This is a genomic window from Ureibacillus sp. 179-F W5.1 NHS (genome assembly GCF_045369345.1).
GTDB classification, from domain to species: domain Bacteria; phylum Bacillota; class Bacilli; order Bacillales_A; family Planococcaceae; genus Ureibacillus; species Ureibacillus halotolerans.
In genome coordinates, this window is record NZ_JBIQFG010000017.1 from 1 (window position 1) to 23,960 (window position 23,960).

The 23,960-nt window shown below is 37.0% G+C and carries 17 protein-coding genes and 1 riboswitch; of the genes, 16 read left to right on the forward strand and 1 reads right to left on the reverse strand.

Features of this window, described 5'->3' with window-relative positions:
• Positions 1–240: 240 nt before the first annotated feature.
• The 13 genes from ACH0B5_RS09410 to ACH0B5_RS09470 all read left to right on the forward strand — a co-directional run bounded on the left by ACH0B5_RS09410 (position 241) and on the right by ACH0B5_RS09470 (position 19,380).
• Positions 241–1,446, forward strand: coding sequence for an acyl-CoA dehydrogenase family protein (locus tag ACH0B5_RS09410; RefSeq protein ID WP_341361767.1), 1,206 nt, complete (start codon positions 241–243; stop codon positions 1,444–1,446).
• Positions 1,447–1,525: 79 nt separating this feature from the next.
• A riboswitch (cobalamin riboswitch) is annotated at positions 1,526–1,715 on the forward strand.
• Positions 1,716–1,896: 181 nt separating this feature from the next.
• The gene (locus ACH0B5_RS09415) at positions 1,897–2,880 is read left to right on the forward strand and encodes a FecCD family ABC transporter permease (RefSeq protein WP_122971486.1); all 984 of its coding nucleotides are present in this window, start codon (positions 1,897–1,899) and stop codon (positions 2,878–2,880) included.
• A 4-nt stretch (positions 2,881–2,884) separates the two neighbouring features.
• The gene (locus tag ACH0B5_RS09420; RefSeq protein WP_122971421.1) at positions 2,885–4,351 is read left to right on the forward strand and encodes an adenosylcobinamide amidohydrolase; all 1,467 of its coding nucleotides are present in this window, start codon (positions 2,885–2,887) and stop codon (positions 4,349–4,351) included.
• Entirely contained in the window at positions 4,348–4,908 is a 561-nt protein-coding gene (locus tag ACH0B5_RS09425) for a cob(I)yrinic acid a,c-diamide adenosyltransferase (protein WP_122971422.1), read from the forward strand. Before ACH0B5_RS09420 ends, ACH0B5_RS09425 begins: the two co-directional genes overlap by 4 nt.
• Before the next feature lie 262 nt (positions 4,909–5,170).
• Positions 5,171–7,330, forward strand: coding sequence for a (Fe-S)-binding protein (locus ACH0B5_RS09430; RefSeq protein WP_341361770.1), 2,160 nt, complete (start codon positions 5,171–5,173; stop codon positions 7,328–7,330).
• Positions 7,331–7,663: 333 nt separating this feature from the next.
• Positions 7,664–8,857 (forward strand): acetyl-CoA C-acetyltransferase, encoded by a 1,194-nt coding sequence (locus tag ACH0B5_RS09435; protein WP_341361771.1) that lies wholly within the window; start codon positions 7,664–7,666, stop codon positions 8,855–8,857.
• A 53-nt stretch (positions 8,858–8,910) separates the two neighbouring features.
• Positions 8,911–9,765, forward strand: coding sequence for a 3-hydroxybutyryl-CoA dehydrogenase (locus tag ACH0B5_RS09440; protein ID WP_122971425.1), 855 nt, complete (start codon positions 8,911–8,913; stop codon positions 9,763–9,765).
• A gap of 10 nt (positions 9,766–9,775) precedes the next feature.
• Positions 9,776–10,906, forward strand: coding sequence for an acyl-CoA dehydrogenase (locus ACH0B5_RS09445; RefSeq protein WP_122971426.1), 1,131 nt, complete (start codon positions 9,776–9,778; stop codon positions 10,904–10,906).
• A 65-nt stretch (positions 10,907–10,971) separates the two neighbouring features.
• Positions 10,972–12,111 carry an acyl-CoA dehydrogenase gene (locus ACH0B5_RS09450; protein ID WP_122971427.1) on the forward strand — a complete coding sequence of 380 codons (1,140 nt, stop codon included), beginning with the start codon at positions 10,972–10,974 and terminating at the stop codon, positions 12,109–12,111.
• A gap of 3 nt (positions 12,112–12,114) precedes the next feature.
• Positions 12,115–12,759 carry a TetR/AcrR family transcriptional regulator gene (locus ACH0B5_RS09455; protein WP_122971428.1) on the forward strand — a complete coding sequence of 215 codons (645 nt, stop codon included), beginning with the start codon at positions 12,115–12,117 and terminating at the stop codon, positions 12,757–12,759.
• A 131-nt stretch (positions 12,760–12,890) separates the two neighbouring features.
• Positions 12,891–16,166, forward strand: a complete 3,276-nt coding sequence (gene icmF / locus ACH0B5_RS09460) for a fused isobutyryl-CoA mutase/GTPase IcmF (RefSeq protein WP_341361772.1) — start codon at positions 12,891–12,893, stop codon at positions 16,164–16,166.
• Between the two features lie 684 nt (positions 16,167–16,850).
• Positions 16,851–17,420, forward strand: coding sequence for a DNA-directed RNA polymerase subunit delta (gene rpoE, locus ACH0B5_RS09465; protein WP_174232659.1), 570 nt, complete (start codon positions 16,851–16,853; stop codon positions 17,418–17,420).
• A 361-nt stretch (positions 17,421–17,781) separates the two neighbouring features.
• Complete coding sequence (locus tag ACH0B5_RS09470) at positions 17,782–19,380, forward strand: CTP synthase (RefSeq protein WP_122971430.1); 1,599 nt, start codon at positions 17,782–17,784, stop codon at positions 19,378–19,380.
• Between the two features lie 163 nt (positions 19,381–19,543).
• On the opposite strand, the gene ACH0B5_RS09475 is transcribed toward ACH0B5_RS09470, so the two are convergent.
• Complete coding sequence (locus tag ACH0B5_RS09475; protein WP_122971431.1) at positions 19,544–20,320, reverse strand: alpha/beta hydrolase; 777 nt, start codon at positions 20,318–20,320, stop codon at positions 19,544–19,546.
• Between the two features lie 317 nt (positions 20,321–20,637).
• Here ACH0B5_RS09475 and ACH0B5_RS09480 point away from each other — a divergent pair, with 317 nt between their 5' ends.
• The 3 genes from ACH0B5_RS09480 (at position 20,638) to ACH0B5_RS09490 (ending at position 23,924) form a co-directional block, all read left to right on the forward strand.
• Complete coding sequence (locus ACH0B5_RS09480) at positions 20,638–21,948, forward strand: Gfo/Idh/MocA family protein (protein ID WP_341361773.1); 1,311 nt, start codon at positions 20,638–20,640, stop codon at positions 21,946–21,948.
• A gap of 189 nt (positions 21,949–22,137) precedes the next feature.
• Complete coding sequence (locus ACH0B5_RS09485) at positions 22,138–23,079, forward strand: carbohydrate ABC transporter permease (RefSeq protein WP_406927765.1); 942 nt, start codon at positions 22,138–22,140, stop codon at positions 23,077–23,079.
• 8 nt (positions 23,080–23,087) lie between these two features.
• Positions 23,088–23,924: a carbohydrate ABC transporter permease gene (locus ACH0B5_RS09490; RefSeq protein ID WP_341361774.1), complete on the forward strand. Its 837-nt coding sequence runs from the start codon at positions 23,088–23,090 to the stop codon at positions 23,922–23,924.
• Positions 23,925–23,960 lie beyond the last annotated feature (36 nt).

Below are 23,960 nucleotides of genomic sequence, written 5' to 3' on the forward strand. Positions count from 1 at the left end.
TAAGCCCGGTAGAATACCGAACAAAGGTCTTGGAAGCCGCCTAACAAAATATGTCTAACTTTTTTGGGTCAGTTCAAAAGGGACTGGTTTTTTATTTGCATTGGTAGAAATAAATCGAAAAGGTGAAATATTGATTTAATTCATATCGGAGCACTATGAATTGACGTAGGGAAAACTTAAAAAGTAAAATGATTTTATTGAAAGGTACGGATAACATAAATTTTTTAGGAGATGGGTCATTTGAAACAATTGTTTGTAAAAACAGAACCGCAACGTTTTTGGATAGAAAAGTTGGCAACGTTAGAGGAACCATTTAAAAAGGCTGCTCAACAAATCGACGAACAATCGCAATTTCCCCTTGAACATATTCATCAATTACGTCAAATCGGCTATACAAAATTAACTTTACCGAAACAGTTAGGGGGAGAAGGTTTTAATGTTTATGATTCGATTCTCCTCCAAGAAACATTAGGGAGTTATGATGGTAGTACCGCTTTAGCTATAGGCTGGACTCTATTAACTGTAGGAGAGTTATATGAAAATCAATATTGGGAGCCATCAAAATTATCAGCTTTTGCAAAAGAAGTAGAAAAAGGAGCTATTATTAATCGGGCAGTAAGCGAAATTGCAACAGGTAGTCCTATTCGAGGGGGAAGACCGGGCACATCGGCTAAAAGGGAAGGGAATCATTGGGTAATTAACGGGCGCAAAAGCTATACAACGGGATCCTTTGCCCTTGATTATTTCTTAACTTCCGCATGGATTGAAGAAAAAGAACAAATTGGCTTCTTTTTAATTCATAAAGATAACTCCGGTGTTTCGATTGAAGAAACGTGGGATGTGATGGCGATGCGAGGTACAGCTAGTCACGATTTAGTCCTTGAAAATGTCCATGTTGATCAATCAGACTTAGTTGAGTTACCGAATAATAGTGCTAGTTTTAAGTTGAACGGTTGGTTACTTCTTATTCCTGCAACCTATTTAGGAATAGCTCAAGCGGCGCAGGATTATGCCCTTCAGTTTGCCAATACCCATTCTCCAAACAGTATAAAAGGAACGATTGCTTCTTTACCTAACGTTCAATCCTTACTAGGTGAAATCGAATTAGAATTAGCGAAGGCACGTTTTACATTATATGGAGCTGCCCAAAGTTATGTAGAATTCAAAGGGAAAGAAAAAGAAGGTAAAAGAGTAACGGAAGAGGAAAAAATAACGATCATGAATGCTGTAAACGTCGCAAAACATGTCGTAACGAATGGGGCAATCCAAGTAGTAGATAAGGCTATGCGAGTAGTTGGGGCAAAAAGTTTGCAACGGACAAATCCTCTTCAACGGTTTTATCGAGATGTTCGTGCAGGTCTACATAATCCGCCTATGGATGATATAACGATTAAAAAGTTAGCCGAATCAGCTTTGCAAGAGACGGCAAAAAATAATTCTTTATAGGAGAGTTATTTAATTACCTTTTTCTATTAAAATCTTTCTATACAATTGTTTTTTATAAGTTATAATGTGGAAGAACAACTTCATAATGACACATAAAGGTTCTTATAGCGATTTTGTTATAAGAGTAAAAGGGAAGTCGGTGAAATTCCGACGCTGTCCCGCAACTGTAAATGGGAGCGTGCCTTACAGTCCACTGTTACAAAAGTAATGGGAAGGGAAGGTTTGCGATGAACATGAGCCAGGAGACCTGCCTTTATGGTTAGGAATAGCACCTTACGAGGATAAGGGAGGCAGTAAAGATGGAGTGTTTATTTTTCGATTTTTCAAAGTCTCTCGTAAACTGAGAGACTTTTTATTTTGCCTTTTGGGAGGTATTGAAACAATGACAATATTATTTATGATAAATAGATTACTAGAAAATAGGAATGAGGGAACAGTGTGAAAAGAAAAATGTTCTTCGCCTATAGTTCCTCTATCGGAATATTATTAATTAGCATTTGGTTAGGTGTCTCCATAGGAACAGCAGAAGTACCCTTTTCAACATTGTGGGATAAAGAAACGAATGAAAGTGCCTACAACATTTTATGGAGTATACGTATGCCCCGGGTTGTTTTAGCTGGTTTAGTAGGCGCCGCATTAGCGATTGCGGGAGCTGCGTTTCAAGGCTTATTGAAAAATCCACTGGCGGACCCTTATACATTAGGTATTTCTTCGGGGGCATCTGTTGGAGCGGTAGCAACAATTTTCTTTGGACTTTCCCTTCCTATAATAGGTTCATATTCGTTACCTTTTGTAGGGATGATATGTGCCTTTTTGACAATGGTTCTTGTTTTAACCTTTGCTCGACTCGTGGATCGAACGATGAAAATGGAAACGCTCATTTTAACCGGGGTCATTTTTAGTTCCTTTTTAGGTTCTTGTATTTCTTTAATGATTGCCCTAACAGGAGAACAATTACGTGAAATTATGGGTTGGCTTTTAGGTAGTGTTTCCATGCGCGGATGGCCGTACGTTCAAATGATTGTACCCTTTATTATTATTGGAACAATTATTATATGGCTCAACCGAAGAGAGTTGAATGCCATGATGTATGGAGACGAACGGGCCCAATCGTTAGGGGTAAATGTAAAGAAAAGTAAGTATGCAATACTAGCTGGAGGTTCCATGTTAACAGGGGCAGCCGTTGCTGTTTCGGGTACAATCGGATTTGTTGGTTTAGTTGTGCCTCATATGACAAGAATGCTATGGGGAGCAGACCACCGTCATCTATTGGTTTTGTCCTTTTTTAACGGAGCTAGTCTATTAATTATTTGTGATTTAGTTTCCCGAACGATTATTTCCCCTTCAGAACTACCGATAGGTGTAATTACAGCCTTTATAGGGGCACCTGTTTTTTCATTTATATTTTATAAACAAAGAAAAAGTAGGGGGTGAGGTTATGTTAAAGGTCCAAAATATTTCTGGAGGTTATGGTTCAACTCCAATACTTTCGAACATTTCCTTTGAAGTGGAAAAAGGGAAAATGTTAGGTATTCTTGGTCCAAATGGTTGTGGGAAATCCACTTTATTAAAAGTGATTAGCGGCATTATGAAACCATCAACGGGAACTGTTTATGTTGATGGTAAAGAAATTAAAGATTACTCTCCGAAACAATTAGCAAAAAAAATGACGGTTTTACCACAGCTACATGCAACAGCTTTTTCGAATACGGTTCGAGATACCGTTTCCCTAGGACGTTATCCTCACCAGTCTGGATTTTTTTCCAGTTGGAAAACAGAAGATGAAAAAGCAGTTGTTAATGCAATGGAACAAACAGGCGTAAGGAAATTTGAAAAAGCTCAATTGGAATATTTATCGGGAGGAGAGCAACAGCGGGTTTTTATAGCTCAAGCTTTAGCCCAATGTTCTAGTTTACTTTTACTTGATGAACCGACAAACCATTTAGATATTGCCCATCAAAAGCAAATATTAGATATGATTCGCAAGGAAGTAACGAATCACGACTTAACGGTTGTTTCTGTTTTTCATGATATTAATTTAGCTTCACTATATTGTGATGAAATTTTATTAATGGAGGATGGAAAAGTAAGGGCAAAGGGTGTTCCCCATGAAGTATTAATCGATGATCAAATAATGGATGTATATAAAGCAAGAATTTCAATGCAAGCCCATCCGGAGCAACCAAAACCTCAAATGACAATATTACCTGATTTAAACGAGCTTGCAAAGGAAAAGGTAATTACAGTAGAGAATATAAAAATAACAGATGAATACGTTGAATGTAAATCTGCTTTTCCTTTACGGGTTTTATCTTCAGCAGTTCATAATGCTGGATTAGGTTGGTATTCAAATTTTATTAATCGAACTGTTCAACAAGATTATAATATTTATCAAGTGAAAGAAGAGTTTTTACAATATTTAATCGAAGAAGGGTTTTCCCCTACGAATACGGTCGGCATGATGACGGCAGTTCATACGAAAAACGCTATTGTAAAACAATATGAAGCTCCTTTTGGAAGCGTTATCGTTATGGTCACAGCAGGAATTGGAAACGCAATAGATGTATCCCGTTCATATGATAGGGATAATAAGAATCATGTTGGAACGATTAATACGTGGGTAATTGTTAACGGAAAATTATCTGATGAAGCATTTGTTCAAGGCATGATGACTGCAACAGAAGCGAAAACGAAAGCATTACATCATGAAAAGGTGTATGATACCATTTCTAATACGATGGCAACAGGTACACCGACCGATAGCTTACTTATTGCGGCGACTCAGCAGGGAGAATATATGCAATATGGTGGGCCTATTACAGAAGTTGGTAAAGTAATAGGGAGGGGCGTTTTTGAAGCGACAGTGGAAGCAATTCAAATTTATCGAAGAGGGGCGTTACAATGAAACTGTACACGAAAACAGGGGATAAAGGAAAAACGAGCTTAATGGGCGGACGTGTCAATAAGGACGATTTACGTGTAGAAGCTTATGGCACTATTGATGAATTAAATTCTTTTATTGGTAAAGCGATAACGGAATTAGACTCAACGATTTTTCAAGATTTAATTGAAGACTTACAAACGATTCAGCATGAATTATTTGACTGTGGCGGAGATTTGGCCAATGTAATGAAGGAACGACAATATACTCTACAAGAATCATCCATTGAGGTGCTAGAAAAACGTATTGATACTTTATCTGATGAAGCACCTCCATTAAAAAGATTTATTTTGCCAGGCGGAACATCGGCAGCTGCAACTCTTCACATTGCTCGTACTGTTACACGTCGTGCAGAGCGGAGAGTAGTGACGTTAATGAACGAAAAAGAAGATGTTCCTACCGTTGTACAAAAGTATTTAAATCGATTATCGGATTATTTCTTTGCAGCGGCCCGTGTTGTCAATTTCCGTTTACAAGTAAGTGATGTGGAATATATTCGAGGCGGAGATGTATTTAAATAATGTAATTAAAACAATCCTACATAAATAGGATTGTTTTTTATTTTGAAAAGAAGGTATAAATAGAAAAAAGACGAATAAAGAAAGAAAATTTTAATATAATTAGAAATTTCCGAACAATACATTGACTGAATGCTCATTCATATTTTACAATAAAAACAGAATAATAAGAGATTTCTAATCAATGCTAATCATAATTATAGGTTGATAGGAATAATCAATAGAAACAGAAACAAAGGGGAAAAAGAGATAAGGGGGAGAAGAAATGAATGCATTATTAATTGCAAACTGGGTGTTGTTTATTGCGGTCGTGCTATACGCAGTAGGATTGTTTGTTTATCTGTTAAAAACACGATATGAGTTTGTAAAGCTTGGGAAGAAAGAAGAATTTAATGACAATGTTATGATGCGACTCGAAAAAATTTGGGTCAATGTTTTTGGACAATCTAAATTATTAAAAGATAAAAAAAGCGGATTTATCCATGTTTTATTTTTCTATGGATTTCTTCTCGTTCAATTAGGGGCTATAGATTTTATCTGGAAAGGATTAGCTCCAGGATCACACCTTCCATTAGGACAACTATATCAAGTATTTACGTTATTTGAGGAAATTGTAGCTGCGGTCATTTTAGTTGCCGTTTTTGGAGCTTTTTATCGTCGGTATATTGAAAAGCTCGTTCGTCTAAAACGAGGTTGGAAAAATGGACTAGTATTAATTTTTATTGGTGGATTAATGGTTTCCACATTAGTTGGAAACGGCATGGGAATTATTTGGCATAATCATGGCTTAACTGGTAGTGAGCCGATTGCCTCAGGAATTGCTGCTATATTTAGTTTCTTACCAGCTGAAGCTGCTGCAGTAGGATTTTATATTATGTGGTGGGTACACTTACTGATTTTATTAACATTCTTAGTGTATGTTCCGCAATCAAAGCATTTCCATCTTATCTCTGGCCCTGTAAACGTTTACTTCCACAGATTAGACCGTGCTGGTACGCTTCGCCCAATTAATTTCGATGCGATGGAAGAGGCGGAAGATGAAGAAGAAATGCCTTCCTTTGGTGTTGGTAAAATTACAGACTTTACTCAAAAACAATTAATCGATTTATACGCATGTGTAGAATGCGGCCGTTGTACGAATATGTGCCCTGCAACGGGAACAGGTAAAATGCTGTCCCCGATGGATTTAATCGTTAAGTTACGTGATCATTTAACTTTTACAGGTGCTGTTACAACGAAACAAAAGCCTTGGGTTCCTGCTTTTGCCTTTAACAATTCAAAGGGCAATCAACTTGCAATGGCTGCAGGGGCAGAAGGGGCAATCGTTGAGGATATTTATAGTCCATCATTAATCGGAGACGTTATTACAGAAGAGGAAATTTGGGCTTGTACAACATGCCGAAACTGTGAAGACCAATGTCCTGTTATGAATGAACATGTAGATAAAATCATTGATCTTCGCCGTTATTTAACGATGACAGAAGGAAAAGTAAATTCCGATGCTCAACGGGCTATGAACAATATCGAACGTCAAGGAAATCCTTGGGGTCTTAACCGTAAAGAAAAGGAGAACTGGCGAGACCTTGATTCATCTATTCATATTCCGACTGTAAAAGAAGCGAAAAAATCAGGAGAAGGTTTTGACTATTTATTCTGGGTCGGCTCGATGGGATCCTTTGATAGTCGTTCACAAAAAATCGCTCTGTCCTTTGCTCGATTAATGAATGAAGCAGGCGTGAAATTTGCTATTTTAGGGAATAAAGAGAAAAACTCCGGTGATACACCTCGCCGATTAGGAAATGAATTTTTATTCCAAGAGCTTGCAACAGCTAATATTGAAGAGTTTGAGAAAAATGAAGTGAAGAAAATTGTAACGATTGATCCTCATGCCTATAACATTTTCAAAAATGAATATAAAGATTTCGGATGGGAAGGGGAAGTCTATCACCATACGGAACTATTATATGAGCTAGTAGAGCAAGGGAAATTAACATTAAACCATCGAGTTGATGAAACAATTGTATTCCATGATTCATGTTATTTAGGTCGTTACAATGACGTATATGATGCACCACGGGAAATTTTAAAAGCGATTCCTGGTGTAAACCTAGTTGAAATGGAACGAAATCGTGAAACGGCTATGTGTTGTGGAGCAGGTGGAGGTTTAATGTGGATGGAGGAACATGTTGGTAACCGAATTAATGTTGCTCGAACAGAACAAGCATTAGCTACAAGTGCTTCCATTATTTCATCAGGCTGTCCATATTGCTTAACAATGCTGTCGGATGGTACAAAGGCGAAGGAAGTGGAAGAAACAGTCGGTACTTATGATATCGCCGAACTTTTAGAACGCTCTGTATTTGGTGATAAAAGTTTTGAAATCTCCGTAGAAAATCAGGAGGAACTAGAGACAGTTAGCAAGTAATTGCAAGTGACTAAGAAATAAATAGATAGAAACTAATTGGGAATCGACTTCTTTTGATAAGATGGAACAAAATTATTGTTTTTTTCAACATTTTTATGCAGAAATTAAGCGAAAATGTAAAATTTAGAAAAGTTGAAATTGAATAATTTATCAGTATTCTGTAAAATGAAGTTAAAGATGAAAAGGGGAGTTCTAAATGACTCCCTTTTTTATTAAAAATAAATTGAGCGAGCGTTCAGTCGATTGGATAATCTTAATCTATCAAATTGATTAAAGGAAAATGAAGCTCAGAAGCATAACAATTTTTATTCAAAAACAAAGGGGATGGGGATTTTGAGTAAATCAGTTATTTTAGAAGGGGCTAGAACACCATTTGGTAAATTTGGAGGTTCTCTTGCATCTCTTTCAGCGAGTGATCTTGGAGGAAATGCCATTCAATCCGCCTTACAAAAAGCAAATATTCAACCAGAGGAAGTACAAGAAGTGATTATAGGAACAGTTTTACAAGGGGGCCAAGGGCAAATTCCTTCTAGGCAAGCAGCAACAAAAGCTGGCATTCCTTACACAGTTAAAACAGAAACGATCAATAAAGTATGTGCTTCTGGGATGCGGAGTGTCACACTAGCAGATCAACTCATTCGGTTGGGAGAGGAAGAGGTGATTGTTGCCGGTGGTATGGAGTCTATGTCCAACGCACCTTACTATTTACCAAAAGGACGCTGGGGTCTTCGGATGGGAGATGCGAAGTTAGTAGATGGAATGGTATATGATGGACTATCTTGTGCCTTTCATCCAAATAATGTTCATATGGGCACTTACGGAAATGAAACAGCGAGTAGTTTTGATATTTCACGGGATGTGCAAGACGAATGGGCAGTTCGCAGTCATCAATTAGCTATCAAAGCAATAGAAGAAGGAAAATTTGCTGAAGAGATTGTTCCAATTGAAATAAAGGGTCGTAAAGGTGATGTTACGACAATTCAAGAAGATGAAGCACCTCGAAAAGACACAACAATGGAAGCGTTATCAAAATTGAAACCAGCCTTCGACAAGGATGGAACAATTACAGCAGGTAATGCACCAGGGGTAAATGATGGGGCATGCGCCCTTGTGTTAATGAGCGAAGAACGGGCGGAGCGTGAAGGACGTAAGCCACTTGCTTATGTATTAGGACATGCGGAAGTTGGAGTGGAACCAAAGGATTTCCCTCAAACACCGGGTATTGTCATTAAAGAATTATTAAAGAAAACACAAAAATCTGTGGATGATATAGATTTAATTGAAATAAACGAGGCGTTTGCTGCTGTAGCATTAGTGAGCAATCAAATTGCAGGATTGGATCCAGAAAAAGTTAATGTGAATGGGGGAGCAGTAGCTTTAGGACATCCAATTGGAGCATCAGGCGCGAGAATTATTTTAACTTTAGCTTATGAATTAAGACGCCGGGGTGGAGGTATTGGTATTGCAGCCATCTGTTCAGGTGGTGGTCAAGGAGATGCCATCATGATTGAAGTACCAAAACAATAACAAAATTGTTTCAACTAGGTAAAAAACGTTCGAACATAATGGGGGATTGAAATATGACGATTCAAAAGGTGATGGTTGTTGGAGCAGGACAAATGGGATCAGGAATAGCCCAAGTGATTGCTCAAGCAGGGTTTGAAGTGAAACTTAATGATATGAAACAAGAGTTTTTTGAACGGGGACTTCATGTTATTACGAAAAATTTATCGAGGGATGTTGAAAAGGGAAGAAAAACAGAAGCAGAAAAGGAAGCAATTTTAAATCGAATTACTATGTCATTAGATTTAAAGGATGCCTTTGATGCTGATTTGATAATCGAAGCAGCAACAGAAAATATGGATATTAAACAAACTATTTTTAAGGAACTTGATGCAATAGCACCTAAGCATGCTATTTTAGCGACAAATACATCTTCTTTACCAATTACAGAAATTGCTGCTGTAACTGAAAGACCGGAAAAAGTAATCGGCATGCATTTTATGAATCCTGTTCCTGTAATGAAACTTGTAGAAATAATCCGTGGTCTTGCAACAGCAGACGAAGTATATAAAACCGTTGAGGAAATGACTCATCAACTTGGAAAAACACCGGTAGAAGTAAATGATTTCCCAGGTTTCATTTCTAACCGTATATTGCTACCGATGATAAATGAGGCGATTTTTGCCCTTTATGAAGGGGTTGCCACAAAAGAGGCAATCGATGATGTGATGAAGCTAGGAATGAATCATCCAATGGGTCCACTCACGTTAGCGGATTTCATTGGCTTAGATACATGTCTATATATTATGGAAATTTTACACGAAGGATTGGGAGATAGTAAATATCGCCCTTGTCCACTGCTTCGTAAATATGTAGCAGCAGGTTGGTTAGGGAGAAAGACGGGCCGCGGCTTCTATGTTTATGAAGATTAAGGAGGACATCATGAATCTTAACTTTAATGAAGAACAAATTATGTTGCGCGATATGGTTCGTCAATTTGCGGAAACTGAAATTGCACCATTCGTAGAACAAATGGAGCAGGGAGAATTTCCGAGGGAGATTCTAAAAAAAATGGGGGAGTTAGGTTTAATGGGGATAACTGTACCAAATAAATATGGTGGTGCAGGGATGGACTTTACTTCCTACATTCTAGCAATCAACGAAATTTCGAAAATTAGTGCTGTTGTAGGGGTAATTCTTTCGGTACACACATCAGTAGGAACGAACCCGATTCTCTACTTTGGAACGGAAGAGCAAAAGAATAAATATGTTTCAAAATTAGCAACGGGAGAATATTTAGGTGCTTTTTGTTTAACCGAACCGGAAGCTGGTTCAGATGCAGGTGCCTTAAAAACAAAGGCTGTAAAACAGGGTGATCATTATGTTTTAAATGGATCCAAAGTTTTTATTACAAATGGTGGAGAAGCGGACGTCTATATTGTATTCGCATCGACGAATCCAGAAAAAGGCTCTCGAGGTATTTCAGCTTTTATTGTTGAAAAGGATACACCTGGTTTTATTGTAGGAAAAAATGAGAAGAAGATGGGGCTTCATGGTTCAAAAACAGTCCCATTAACCTTTGAAAATATGAAAGTACCTGTAGAAAACCTATTAGGGATGGAAAACGAAGGGTTTAAAATTGCCATCGCAAATTTAAATGCAGGAAGGATCGGTATTGCTGCTCAAAGTTTAGGGATTGCAGAAGCCGCATTAGATGCTGCCACAAATTATGCAAAAGAACGCATACAATTTGGGAAGCCAATTGTTTCAAATCAAGGGGTTAGTTTTAAATTAGCGGATATGGCAACTGCGGTAGAAGCGGCGAAATTATTAATCTTCAAAGCAGCAAACCTTCATTCGTTAAGTTTACCTTGTGGTAAAGAAGCTTCTATGGCGAAATTGTTTGCATCTAGAACTGCTGTTCAAGTTGCAACCGAAGCTGTGCAAATATTTGGAGGTTATGGTTTTACGAAAGATTACCCAGTTGAAAGATATTTTAGAGATGCGAAAGTAACTGAAATTTATGAAGGTACAAGTGAAATACAAAAAATCGTCATTAGTAAACAGTTATAAAATACAAAGGGATATATATTGATTTTTTTTTTAACCAATGAAAAGTTGATGGGGGATATGACAAGATGAACTTTCAATTATCAGAAGAACATGAACAATTGAGACAAATGATACGGGAATTTGCTATAAACGAAGTTGCACCATCTGCTGCAGAACGGGATGAGGAAGAACGTTTTGATCGGGAAATTTGGGATAAGATGGCTGAACTCGGTTTAACGGGTATTCCATGGCCAGAACAATACGGTGGAGCCGGCTTCGATTATTTAGCTTATTGTATTGCTGTTGAGGAATTATCCAGAGTTTGTGCATCGACGGGTGTCACGTTATCAGCCCATACGTCATTAGCTGGATGGCCTATTTTTAAATTCGGTAATGAAGAACAAAAACAAAAATATCTTCGACCAATGGCGGAAGGAAAAAAGATTGGAGCTTATTGTTTAACTGAACCAGGCTCTGGTAGTGATGCAGGTGGTATGAAAACAACTGCAAAACGAGAAGGCGACGAGTACGTATTAAACGGTTCCAAAATATTTATTACAAATGGTGGAATCGCTGATACTTATGTTGTGTTTGCGGTAACCGATCCTGAATCTAAGCATAAAGGAACAAGTGCATTTATTGTAGAATCGAGTTTCCCTGGATTTACTGTTGGGAAAAAAGAAAAGAAATTGGGAATTCGTTCATCACCTACAACGGAAATTGTTTTTGATCAATGTCGAGTACCAAAGGAAAACTTGCTCGGTCAAGAAGGAGAAGGCTTTATCATCGCAATGAAAACGTTAGATGGTGGACGGAATGGAATTGCAGCACAAGCTGTCGGAATTGCACAAGGGGCATTAGATGCGGCGACAGAATATGCGAAAGAACGTGTCCAATTCGGAAAGCCAATTGCAGCCAATCAAGGCGTCTCGTTTAAATTAGCAGATATGGCAACAGCAGTAGAAGCATCAAGGTTATTAACGTACCAGGCGGCATGGTTAGAATCGAACAATCTTCCTTATGGTAAAGCATCGGCAATGGCAAAATTAATGGCAGGCGATACTGCGATGTCTGTCACAACTGATGCCGTACAAATTTTTGGAGGCTATGGTTATACAAAAGAATATCCGGTAGAGCGATATATGCGCGATGCGAAAATTACGCAAATTTATGAAGGGACACAAGAGATTCAACGATTAGTAATCTCTCGTATGCTTACGAAATAATCGATGACAGAAAAGAGTGAGAAAATTTTAGTCAAGTCATCAGTTAAAGATGAAAGTTTAATTGAAATGCGTCGAAGGCAAATTGTAAATGCTGCCCTCAAATTATTTAAAGAAAAAGGCTTTCATCGGGCGACCACAAGGGAAATTGCTAAAGCTGCCGGATTTAGCATAGGGACATTGTACGAATATATACGTACAAAAGAGGACGTTCTCTATTTAGTATGTGATGATATTTATAATCAAGTGACGAAAAGACTATCACAAATTTCTACAAGCTCTGGAACGATTGAAGAACTGAAAGAGGCAATCAAACAGTATTTTTTACTAATTGATAGTATGGTAGATGAATTTACCATAATGTATCAAGAGACAAAGACATTACCGAAAAATGCACAAGTTTACGTACTCAATAAAGAATTCGAAATGGTGGCGCTGTTTGAGAGAATTTTAAAAAAATGTGTGCAATCTGGAAAGATGGCATTAACCGATAATGATATCTATTTAGCAGCAAATCATATTGTAGTTCAAGGGCAGGCATGGGCCTTTCGTAAATGGGCTTTACAGAAACATTTTACTATTAATGACTATACGATTGCCCAAACGAAAATGTGTTTATCGGGAATTTTACATGATGAAAACGCTAATTAAACACCGCTAATTGCATACGTGTACACGTTGCCGATAAGCGGTGTTGTTTTCATTCGGCTATGTTAGCAAAGGGAAACATTTTTCACAAAGGAACAGATCTTTATATACACGTTTTGAAAGGGGAAAAACGTATGGTAAATGTTGAAGAAATTCATCCAACAGAAAAACCGGGAGTATATCGACCGAAACATCCTATTCGATTTGTGACAGCTTCTAGTTTGTTTGATGGTCACGATGTATCGGTAAATATAATGAGAAGAATATTACAAGCAAGCGGTGCTGAAGTAATCCATCTCGGACATAATCGCTCTGTGGAAGAGGTTGTCAATGCAGCGATTCAGGAAGATGCTCAAGCGATAGCCGTTTCATCTTATCAAGGCGGACATATGGAATACTTTAAATATATGTATGATTTATTAAGGGAGAAGGGTGCTCCGCATATTAAAATTTATGGAGGTGGAGGAGGGGTTATTTTACCTCGTGAAATTAAAGAACTCCATGAATATGGTATTGCGGGTATCTTTTCACCTGAAGATGGGATGCAGCTAGGTTTACAAGGTATGATTAATAAACAATTAGAAGGTGCCGATTTTTCTACTTTGAAAGAAAACCCTATTGAATTACTTCAAAAACTTTCAACGAATACGCCAGAAATATTAGCAAATTTAATTACAGCTGCTGAAATTGGAGGAGATGGGCAAACTGTTCAATTAATCAATGAAGCGCGGAAAAAATCGAAAAAGACACCTGTTTTAGGGATTACTGGAACTGGTGGGGCAGGGAAATCATCCTTGACAGATGAATTAATACGTCGATTTTTACGTGAATTTCCAGAGAAAAAGGTTGCCATTATCTCAGTAGACCCAACGAAGCAAAAAACTGGTGGGGCACTACTTGGTGACCGTATTCGAATGAATGCGATTTTCGATAATCGTGTTTATATGAGAAGTTTGGCAACTCGTGGTTCAAAAACAGAGCTTTCAAACGCTATTGGGGATGTTTTAGATATAGTAAAAGCAGCTGGATATGACCTGATCATTGTCGAAACGAGTGGTATTGGTCAAGGGGATGCTGAAATTACAAAATATACAGATCTATCCATGTATGTAATGACAAGCGAATTTGGTGCTCCATCCCAATTAGAGAAAATCGATATGATCGATTATGCAGACTTAATTGTTATTAATAAGTTTGAGCGGAAAGGTTCGGAAGACGCATTACGCCAAGTGCAAAAACAATACCAACGATCCCATGAACTATGGTCATTAGAGTTAGATAAAATGCCGGTATATGGAACGATTGCAAGTCAATTTAATGATAAAGGAACAAATTCGTTATTTGCCGCCCTTGTATCGAAAATAAATGAAAAATGCGGATACAATTGGAAAACATCCTATGAACAATTTATTAAAACACAAAAACAAGATGTGATTATTCCAAACGACCGACGATACTACTTAAGGGAAATAGTTGATACAGTACGTAACTATCATAAACAGGCTGCCCACCAAGTAGAATTAGGAAGAAAACTATATCAACTAGAAGGGGCAATTGCCCAAGTGTTAGAAAATTCACCAGAAGACGCCCTTGTCTCATCCCTTCAATCATTAGCAGAAGGGGTTAGAAATGTATTGTCTGCCGAGTCGAAGCAAATTCTTTCAAACTGGGAAAAACTAAAAGAAGACTATTCAGGTGATGAATTAGTTACAAAAATACGTGATAAAGAAATTCGGACTTTACTTAAAACGACATCCTTATCTGGAACAAAAATTCCAAAGGTGGCATTACCTAAATTCAAAGATTATGGTGAAATTTTACATTGGGTTTATGCTGAAAATGTACCCGGAGAATTTCCTTACACGGCTGGTGTATTTCCTTTTAAACGACAAGGGGAAGATCCAAAACGTCAGTTTGCTGGTGAAGGTACACCAGCACGTACAAATAAACGATTCCATTATTTATCTAAAGATGATGATGCAAAACGGCTATCTACAGCATTTGACTCCGTTACGTTATACGGAGAAGATCCCGATTACCGTCCGGATATTTACGGAAAAGTGGGAGAATCGGGTGTAAGTGTTTGTACATTAGATGATATGAAAAAGTTATATGATGGATTTGATTTATGTGCGCCATCTACTTCTGTTTCTATGACGATAAACGGTCCTGCACCAATCATTTTAGCAATGTTTATGAATACTGCAATTGATCAACAAGTTCAAAAGAAAGAAAAGGAATTAGGTCGTCCTTTAACGGTAGAAGAATTTATAGAGGTAAGAGAAAAAACATTGCAAGTAGTACGCGGAACAGTACAGGCGGACATATTAAAAGAGGATCAAGGACAAAATACATGTATTTTTTCTACGGAGTTCGCTTTACGTATGATGGGAGACATTCAACAATACTTTATCGATCACAAAGTGCGTAATTATTATTCCGTTTCAATATCCGGTTATCACATTGCTGAAGCAGGAGCCAACCCGATTTCTCAGCTAGCTTTTACGTTAGCTAATGGCTTTACGTATGTAGAATATTATTTAAGTCGAGGAATGAACATTGACGACTTTGCACCTAATCTATCATTCTTCTTCTCCAATGGATTAGATCCTGAATATACTGTAATCGGTCGAGTAGCTCGCCGAATTTGGGCGATTGTAATGCGAGACAAATATGGTGCAAATGAACGATCTCAAAAATTGAAATATCATGTTCAAACGTCTGGGCGGTCTTTGCATGCTCAGGAAATCGATTTTAATGATATTCGAACAACATTACAAGCATTAATGGCCCTTCAAGATAATTGTAATTCTCTTCATACAAATGCTTATGACGAAGCGATTACAACACCTACCGAAGAATCCGTACGAAGAGCGATGGCCATACAAATGATCATTACAAAAGAACACGGTCTATCTAAAAATGAAAATCCTCTACAAGGGGCATTTATAATAGAAGAGTTAACGGATTTAGTAGAGCAAGCCGTTTTGGAAGAATTTGAACGGATCAATGATCGGGGTGGGGTTCTCGGTGCGATGGAGACCCAATACCAACGGGGCAAAATACAAGAGGAATCAATGTATTATGAACATCTTAAACATTCTGGTGAGTTACCAATTATCGGTGTAAATACTTACTTAAATCCTAATCCTCCTTCTGCTGAGGATATTGATAGTATGGACATTGCTCGAGCTTCGAAGGAAGAAAAAGAATTACAAATCACCAATTTACAAAGTTTCCAAGAAAGACATAAAGAAGAGTGTGAAGCATCACTTAATAAATTAAAAGAAACAGCTCTTTCAGGAGGAAATATTTTTGAACAGCTGATGGAAACGGTTCGAGTAGCTAGCCTTGGGCAAATAACGAAAGCTCTATACGAGGTTGGCGGGCAATATAGAAGAAATATGTAGGAATAATGAATCGGGCGCTTGCGAGGAAAGGTTTATAATGCAAGCGCTTTTTTTAGGTAAGTCGGATTATTTTTTTATCTTATTTAAGCTTATTTTCAGTAAGAATAGACTACTTTTATCATGAATTTTCTTAAAATGGTATCTATAAGGAATTTTTACATAAAAAATGGTAGTAATAACTGCACAAAATTTTTAAATTTAGCTATAATGAATGGGACAGAAAGGAAGGGTTGCAATTGATAAAACAATATTTACATTACATATTGATATTAGGATGTCTCATTGCAACTTTCTTTTTGTACAATAAGCAGTTAGGGTCTATTCCGCTACTAATTTTATCAGGTGTAATGTTTTATATAGGCATTCGAGAAATTTATAAAATAAAAAACAGTAAATGAAACTAGCATAGTGTATAACACTTTGTATATAATGGATATTATGCTTAAGATATGTAAAATCTTTGTTCAGTAAAATACTCTTGGATATGATATATTTACTTATGTTTACAATGAAAAGAATGAACAAAGATAAAGCCTCAAATTGTGTTGCAGATTTCCCCATTGGAAGTTATGCTTTATAAGCACTTAATAAATAAAAAGTACTTTCCATAAAAAATCGGAAATTTTAAGGCAACGAAGATGAGGCAAAATTGATTGCATTATGAAAAGAAAGGACGTGCACGGGTTGGATATTCGTGAAATGACAAAAGAACAATTAGCAGAAGAATCGTTAATTGACTTAGCTTATGCAATTTTAGAAGAGAGTAAAACACCGATTGTATTTGCAGATTTACTTAAAGAAATCCAAAATTTAAATGGTTTATCGGATGAAGAAATACAAAATAGACTTGTACAATTTTATACAGATATGAATATCGATGGCCGTTTCCTTTTAAACCATGAAAATGCATGGGGTTTACGTGAATGGTATAAAATTGAAACAATTGAAGAGGAAACAGCACCAACTGTTAAAGCTCGTAAACGTAAATCAAAAGCTGCGATTGATGAAGAAGAAGACTTAATCGTTGATGAAGATGATTTAGTATTTGAAGAAGACTTCGAAGAATTCGTAGATGATGAAGTTGACGAAGATGAGGAAGAAGATTTAGATTTCGTTGAAGAAGAAATCGATGGTATTGACGAAGTAGATGTTGATGCAGATATCGATGACGAAATCATTGATGAGGAAGATGGTTTTATCATTGATGACGATGAAGTTGAAGAAGACATCGAGGACGAAGAAGAAGAAAAATAAATTTTCTAATTTTTCTCTTTTAGTTTAAAGGTCTTGACTTATTTTATCGTTCCATATAATCTTTTACTTGGGCTCCATTAAAAATGGAGATTGACCGTGATAAATGACACGCTCCCCCTGCAAACCATTGCAGGTGGAGCGTTTTTTTGTTTTTTCCATTAGAAGTACGGGATACTCTCCAAATATCGGCTTAATGAACTTTTACCAATTTGGTTCAGTAAACAGGTATGCAAATCAAAGGGTGACTAAATAATTTTGGTTTAAATTTTTTATTTAGGAATGGATGATTATGTATACACTGAATACGAGTTCTCAAGCCTTATTTATAAACTGCATTGAAGTAATGAGGAGGATTTTGCAAATGACGAAGTATATTTTTGTAACAGGTGGGGTTGTCTCTTCCCTTGGTAAAGGGATTGTCGCATCATCGTTAGGACGATTATTAAAAAACCGTGGATTACAAGTAACAATCCAAAAATTTGACCCATATTTAAATATTGATCCTGGTACGATGAGTCCTTATCAACACGGTGAAGTATTTGTAACAGATGATGGCGCAGAAGCTGATTTAGACTTAGGTCACTATGAGCGCTTTATCGATATTAATTTAGGAAAACATTCAACAGTAACTTCTGGTCGTGTGTACCAATCTGTTCTTGCGAAAGAACGCCGTGGTGATTATAACGGTAAAACGGTTCAAGTTATTCCTCATGTAACGAATGAAATTAAAGACCGCATCCAACGTGCAGGGAGAGAAACAAGTGCTGATATCGTCATTACTGAAGTTGGTGGAACAGTAGGGGATATCGAATCTCTTCCTTTCCTTGAAGCAATTCGCCAAATGAAATCAGACCTTGGTCATAACAATGTCATGTATATTCATTGTACGTTAATTCCATATATTGCGGCTGCTGGTGAATTGAAAACTAAACCAACCCAACATTCCGTAAAAGAATTACGTTCTTTAGGTATTCAACCAAATATTCTAGTTGTACGTACAGAGCATCCGGTATCAGATGAAATGAAAGATAAATTAGCTCTATTCTGTGATGTTACATCTCGTGATATTATTGAATCCCGTGACGCTGAAACTTTATATGATATTCCATTGAATTTACATGCTCAAGATTTTGATGATATCGTTCTTGAACATTTCGGTATTGAAGCACCTGAAGCTAATATGGATGATTGGAAACAACTTGTAAACAAAGTGAAAAGTCTTTCAAATAAAACACGTATTGCCCTTGTAGGGAAGTATGTAGAACTGCAAGATGCATATATTTCCGTTGTAGAGGCATTAAAACATGCAGGTTATGTTTATGACTCTGAAATTGAAGTAGATTGGATTAACGCTGAACATGTGAACGCTGATAATGTTCATGAATTATTAAAAGATGCTGATGGCATTTTAGTACCAGGTGGATTTGGTGATCGTGGTATTGAAGGGAAAATTTCTGCCATTCAATATGCTCGTGAAAACGATGTACCATTCTTAGGAATTTGTTTAGGTATGCAATTGGCAACAATCGAATTTGCTCGTAACGTACTTGGATTAGAAGGTGCACATTCCACTGAGCTTAATAAGGAGACACCATATCCAATTATCGACTTCCTACCAGATCAAAGTGACGACATTGATTTAGGTGGTACATTACGTTTAGGATTATATCCTTGTAAATTAAAAGAAGGTTCTCGAGCTATGGCAGCTTATGATGATGAACTTGTTTATGAACGTCACCGTCACCGTTATGAATTTAATAATGAATTCCGTGAAGCGATGGAGGCGGAAGGTCTTGTATTCTCAGGGACAAGTCCTGATAATAAATTAGTTGAAATTATCGAATTACCAGAGAAAAGATTCTTCTTAGCATGTCAATTCCACCCAGAATTTATTTCTCGTCCGCAACGTCCACAGCCATTGTTCCGTGAGTTTGTTGGCGCTGCATTTAATAATCGCTAAAAAATGAATTAGAAAGTGCTCTGCACAAATGAAGGAACTTCAACATTTGAGCATAGTCATTTACTTGATCCAATAAAGGGGCTAACCAAAAAGTGATTTTTCACTTTAGGTTAGCCCTTATTTTTGTCATCAAAATTAATAAGATGGCACGGCAGGGAAATTTTTAAAACCCTTGTCTAAAAAGCCAATTTTCACATAAATTTTTCCATTGTCCAACGATTTCATCCTTTTCTGCAAGGCCAAGTCCGTGGCGGCCATTTGGGAAAATATGCATTTCGTAAGGAATATTCCATTTCGATAAAGCTGCAGCATATAAAAGACTATTTTCAACAGGAACTGTGCCATCGTCCGCCGTATGCCATAAAAACGTTGGAGGCGTGTGGGGAGAGACGTTTAACTCATGGGATAATTGAGCACGTAGTTCATCAGTGGGATTTTCTCCTAATAAGTTATGGAGGGATCCTTCATGAAAATGCTTTAAAAAGGAAATAACGGGATAACAAAGTATTGCAAAGTTCGGTCGGCTGCTCTCCTGATCTATTTTATCAATCGGAGGATAAGCATGAAAACTGGATAGGGTAGAAGCAGAAGCAACTAAATGACCTCCGGCAGAAAAACCAAGAATGGCAATCTTTTGTTTATCGAGGTTCCACTCCTTAGAATAAAATCGCACAAAACGAATCGCACGTTGGATATCTGCCAATGGAACAGGGTGTTTATATGGAGCTACTCGATAATTTAATACAAAGGCAGAGATTCCTAGCTTGTTTAACCATTTTGCAACGGGTTCCCCTTCATGATTTGCACGACGCTGATAGCTTCCACCGGGACAAATGATGATAGCACCACGACTAACGGAGTGTTCAACTAGATAGGGAATCAATGTAGGAACATCTTCAATGTTTTCTAAATTTGTATTTGGCCATAGTAGATGAGTCATATAATAACCTCTCTTTTATACATGATTTTTAATTTTGGAAGGTCCAAAAAATCACAAAGTATAAATTGCTATTCCTCCGTTTGAATGATTAATGTTTGGAACCTTAATTGCCTTCCTCTGTTTTGTGGTCATTTTAAATTTTAGGTGAAATCATCTTTGAAAATAATTAAAGATTTTAAGATGAATGAGTAAAATTTTAAGGTAAATAGAAACTTTGATTGAGAGTCGGGAAGGATTGAATTACACTATCTTTAACTTTTGTTATATTTAGGTAATTGAAATGATAGCGCTAACATGAATATAGGGGGATAGTTGTTATGAAAAAAAAGTATGTCATTTGCGGTGTTAGTAACCGGGCATTACAAATGTTTATCGGTCCAATGATTAACGAGTTTTCAAAGGAAAGTGAGATTGTGGGTCTCCTAGACTCCGACCTTTATCGTTTTACGATATGTAAACAAAAATATCCACTTCTTAAACATGTTCCAACGTTTTCTGCGAATCAATTTGAAACAATGATTGAACAAACAAAGCCAGATTATGTCATAGTTGCGGGCAGGGATGATACCCATGTTGAATACATTTTAAAAGCGTTACGAATACAAGTTAATGTGATTACAGAAAAGCCAATGGTGACAAACGCCAAAGATGCTTATAAAGTTATGCAGGCTGAAGCAGAAAGTAATGCAAGTGTCATTGTCACGTTTAACTATCGATATAGCCCATTCCATCGGAAAATCAAAGAAATGATTCTTGAAGGCAAGGTTGGCAGAATTACGTCTGTTGATTTAAATTGGTATATTGATACTTTCCATGGCTCTAGTTATTTTAGAAGGTGGAATCGAGATCGAAAGCTTTCAGGAGGATTGTCCGTTCACAAATCAACCCATCATTTTGATCTAGTGAATTGGTGGTTAGATCAAAAACCGGAAGAAGTGTTTGCCTATGGGGACTTGTATTATTTTGGTCCGGAAGGGGAATTAAACCCTCGGAAGAAAGCAAGTCGCTTTTGTGGAAACTGTGATGATCAAAGGAACTGTGCTTATCATAAACGTTGGAATCCACGTAGTGGTTCTAATTCTGTGAGGGATGATCATCTTCTGGCGGGGGTTTATGAGGAAATTCCTTATACGAATTACAGACCTGATGCTTGTATTTACGATGAAGAGATTAGTATTGAAGATACTTATGTGGCCGTGGTGAAATATGATGGAGGAAGTTTACTAAGCTATTCGATTAATTTTTCCGCTCCATATGAAGGATATCGTCTTGCTATCAATGGAACAAAAGGGCGAATTGAGACAACTGAATTCCATGAACCCTCAAGAATCCACTTTAACTATCCTGAGCAAACAATCGATTATTTTCCGTTGTTCGGAGCAAAAGAAACAATTGAACTCGTCAAAAATCCAGGAGGCCACGGAGGTGGTGATCCAATCTTGCTAGAAGATCTTTTCCTAGGTCCTGACCCATCCCGGAACTATCCAATTTTAGCTGGCTCAGAAGCAGGGGCATATTCGATTGCCATTGGAGAAGGGGTATGGAGGTCTGTCAAAGAAGGAAAGCCTATTAAAATAAAAGAATTATTATTCCAACAAGAGAAAGTGACGAATCATTGTACTAAATGATAAGGAAATCTCGCAACTAGAAACAGAAAAAATTCTCCACTCCTATATTACTAGAATAGTAGCAACAAACTTTTAGTTGCGAAAAGAATTTTCTAAAAAATCTTAAAATTTTTACCAATCATCTTAAAATCTTTAATTATTAAAGAAACCGTTTTCATTTACAATTGTCATTAGGAAGGAGGAAACTAAATGAGTTATTCACAAGGATTTCCTGAAACTGCTGTAAACAGTAAAAAAGTGGAACATAAAAAGAAAATAAAAAAAGATAAATGGGTACCTTATCTTTTTATTTTGCCATCATTTCTCATTATTTTAGGTTTTCTGTTTTACCCAATAGCAACTGTATTCTACTATAGCCTTCAAAACTATGATGTTTCTGCACCTTATTATAATAGTTTTGCAGGACTTGATAATTTTATAAAAATCTTTACACAAGACGAAATGTTTATTCCGAGTTTAATTAACAGTTTGAAATGGGTTGTTTCAGAAGTCGGTCTTCAATTAATTTTTGGTATGATTTTAGCTTTATTGCTGAACCAAACCTTCAAATTTAGAGGGCTAGCACGGGCGGTTGCCTTTATTCCATGGGCGATTTCAGGCGTACTTGCTTCCGTTATGTGGTCAATGATGTTCAATGAACATATGGGGGTTATCAATGATTTGCTTATGAAATTGGGACTCATTGACGAACCGATGGCATTTTTAGCAAGTACATCAACCGCTTTTGGATCTGTTGTAATCGCTGAGTTATGGAGGGGAATTCCTTTCTTCGCGATTACTCTATTAGCTTCCTTACAAAGTATTCAGAACGAATTATATGAAGCTGCAAGAGTGGATGGTGCAAGTAGATGGAAAACGTTTATTTATGTCACTTTGCCACAACTCAAAAATACAATTATTTTAACAACATTATTAAGGGTTGTTTGGGAATTTAATAACGTCGATCTACTATTCAATTTAACAGGCGGTGGTCCTGCCCATTCTACAACAACACTAACAATGTATATTGCTGATTTAGCTGTACACGGAAGTAATTTCGGTTATGGTTCAGCATTAACGGTTGTTTCCTTTGGTATTCTATTAATCTTTGCCATCCTTTACTTGAGGCTATCCCGTTATGAAAAGGAGTGATTTGAAGGATGTTTTCAACTAATAAAAAACTAGATAAAATCTTAACTTTATATCTTCCGCTAACGTTAATGCTTAGCTTTACCTTATTTCCAATTTATTGGACAATCAATACAGCATTGAAACCAGAGGGAGATATTCTTAAGCGTCCACTCGAATACTTACCAGCCAATCCGACAGTTGAAAATTTTGTATATGCCTGGACGAACATTGGATTTGCCACTTTTTTTAAAAATAGCTTAATCGTCGGGATATGTACGGTTATCGTTGTTCTGATTTGTTCTACTTTATCTGGTTATGCTCTAGCTAGATATAATTTTAAAGGGAAAAAGGGTTTCATGCTGATGCTATTATGTACTCAGTTTATCCCGCGGGCAATGATGATTATTCCATTATTTATTATCTTTAAAAATTTAGGGTTAATTAGTCATCCGCTTTCTCTAATCATTACGTATACAGCCGTTGAGATTCCATTTACAACGATACTTATGTCAGGATTTATCTCAAATGTTCCAAAGGAATTGGAAGAAGCGGCCATGATTGATGGATGTTCTAAACTGCAAGCATTACGCCATGTCGTCTTTCCATTGCTAATGCCGGGGATTGTAGCAACAGGGGTATTTACATTTATTTATACTTGGAATGAATTTTTATTAGCCTTGATGCTAACGAATCAACAATCCAAATTCACGCTTCCTGTTGGTTTAAGTTCGATGATGGGCGAGTTTAACGTTAATTATGGGGCATTGGCAGCTGGAAGTGTTATTGCTTTAATTCCTGCGGTTATATTATTTGCCTACGCACAAAAGCACCTTGTCAATGGGATAGGTGGAGCTGTCAAAGGTTAATTTTGTAATAAATAAAATGATGAAAAGGAATAGGGG

Coding starts and splice junctions, on each gene's coding strand:
- ACH0B5_RS09440 (WP_122971425.1), top strand. CDS start 8,911: ATGACGATTCAAAAGGTGATGGTTGTTGGAGCAGGACAAATGGGATCA.
- ACH0B5_RS09420 (WP_122971421.1), top strand. CDS start 2,885: ATGTTAAAGGTCCAAAATATTTCTGGAGGTTATGGTTCAACTCCAATA.
- ACH0B5_RS09425 (WP_122971422.1), top strand. CDS start 4,348: ATGAAACTGTACACGAAAACAGGGGATAAAGGAAAAACGAGCTTAATG.
- ACH0B5_RS09480 (WP_341361773.1), top strand. CDS start 20,638: ATGAAAAAAAAGTATGTCATTTGCGGTGTTAGTAACCGGGCATTACAA.
- ACH0B5_RS09430 (WP_341361770.1), top strand. CDS start 5,171: ATGAATGCATTATTAATTGCAAACTGGGTGTTGTTTATTGCGGTCGTG.
- ACH0B5_RS09475 (WP_122971431.1), bottom strand. CDS start 20,320: ATGACTCATCTACTATGGCCAAATACAAATTTAGAAAACATTGAAGAT.
- ACH0B5_RS09445 (WP_122971426.1), top strand. CDS start 9,776: ATGAATCTTAACTTTAATGAAGAACAAATTATGTTGCGCGATATGGTT.
- ACH0B5_RS09490 (WP_341361774.1), top strand. CDS start 23,088: ATGTTTTCAACTAATAAAAAACTAGATAAAATCTTAACTTTATATCTT.
- icmF (WP_341361772.1), top strand. CDS start 12,891: ATGGTAAATGTTGAAGAAATTCATCCAACAGAAAAACCGGGAGTATAT.
- ACH0B5_RS09470 (WP_122971430.1), top strand. CDS start 17,782: ATGACGAAGTATATTTTTGTAACAGGTGGGGTTGTCTCTTCCCTTGGT.
- ACH0B5_RS09415 (WP_122971486.1), top strand. CDS start 1,897: ATGTTCTTCGCCTATAGTTCCTCTATCGGAATATTATTAATTAGCATT.
- ACH0B5_RS09450 (WP_122971427.1), top strand. CDS start 10,972: ATGAACTTTCAATTATCAGAAGAACATGAACAATTGAGACAAATGATA.
- ACH0B5_RS09485 (WP_406927765.1), top strand. CDS start 22,138: ATGAGTTATTCACAAGGATTTCCTGAAACTGCTGTAAACAGTAAAAAA.
- ACH0B5_RS09455 (WP_122971428.1), top strand. CDS start 12,115: ATGACAGAAAAGAGTGAGAAAATTTTAGTCAAGTCATCAGTTAAAGAT.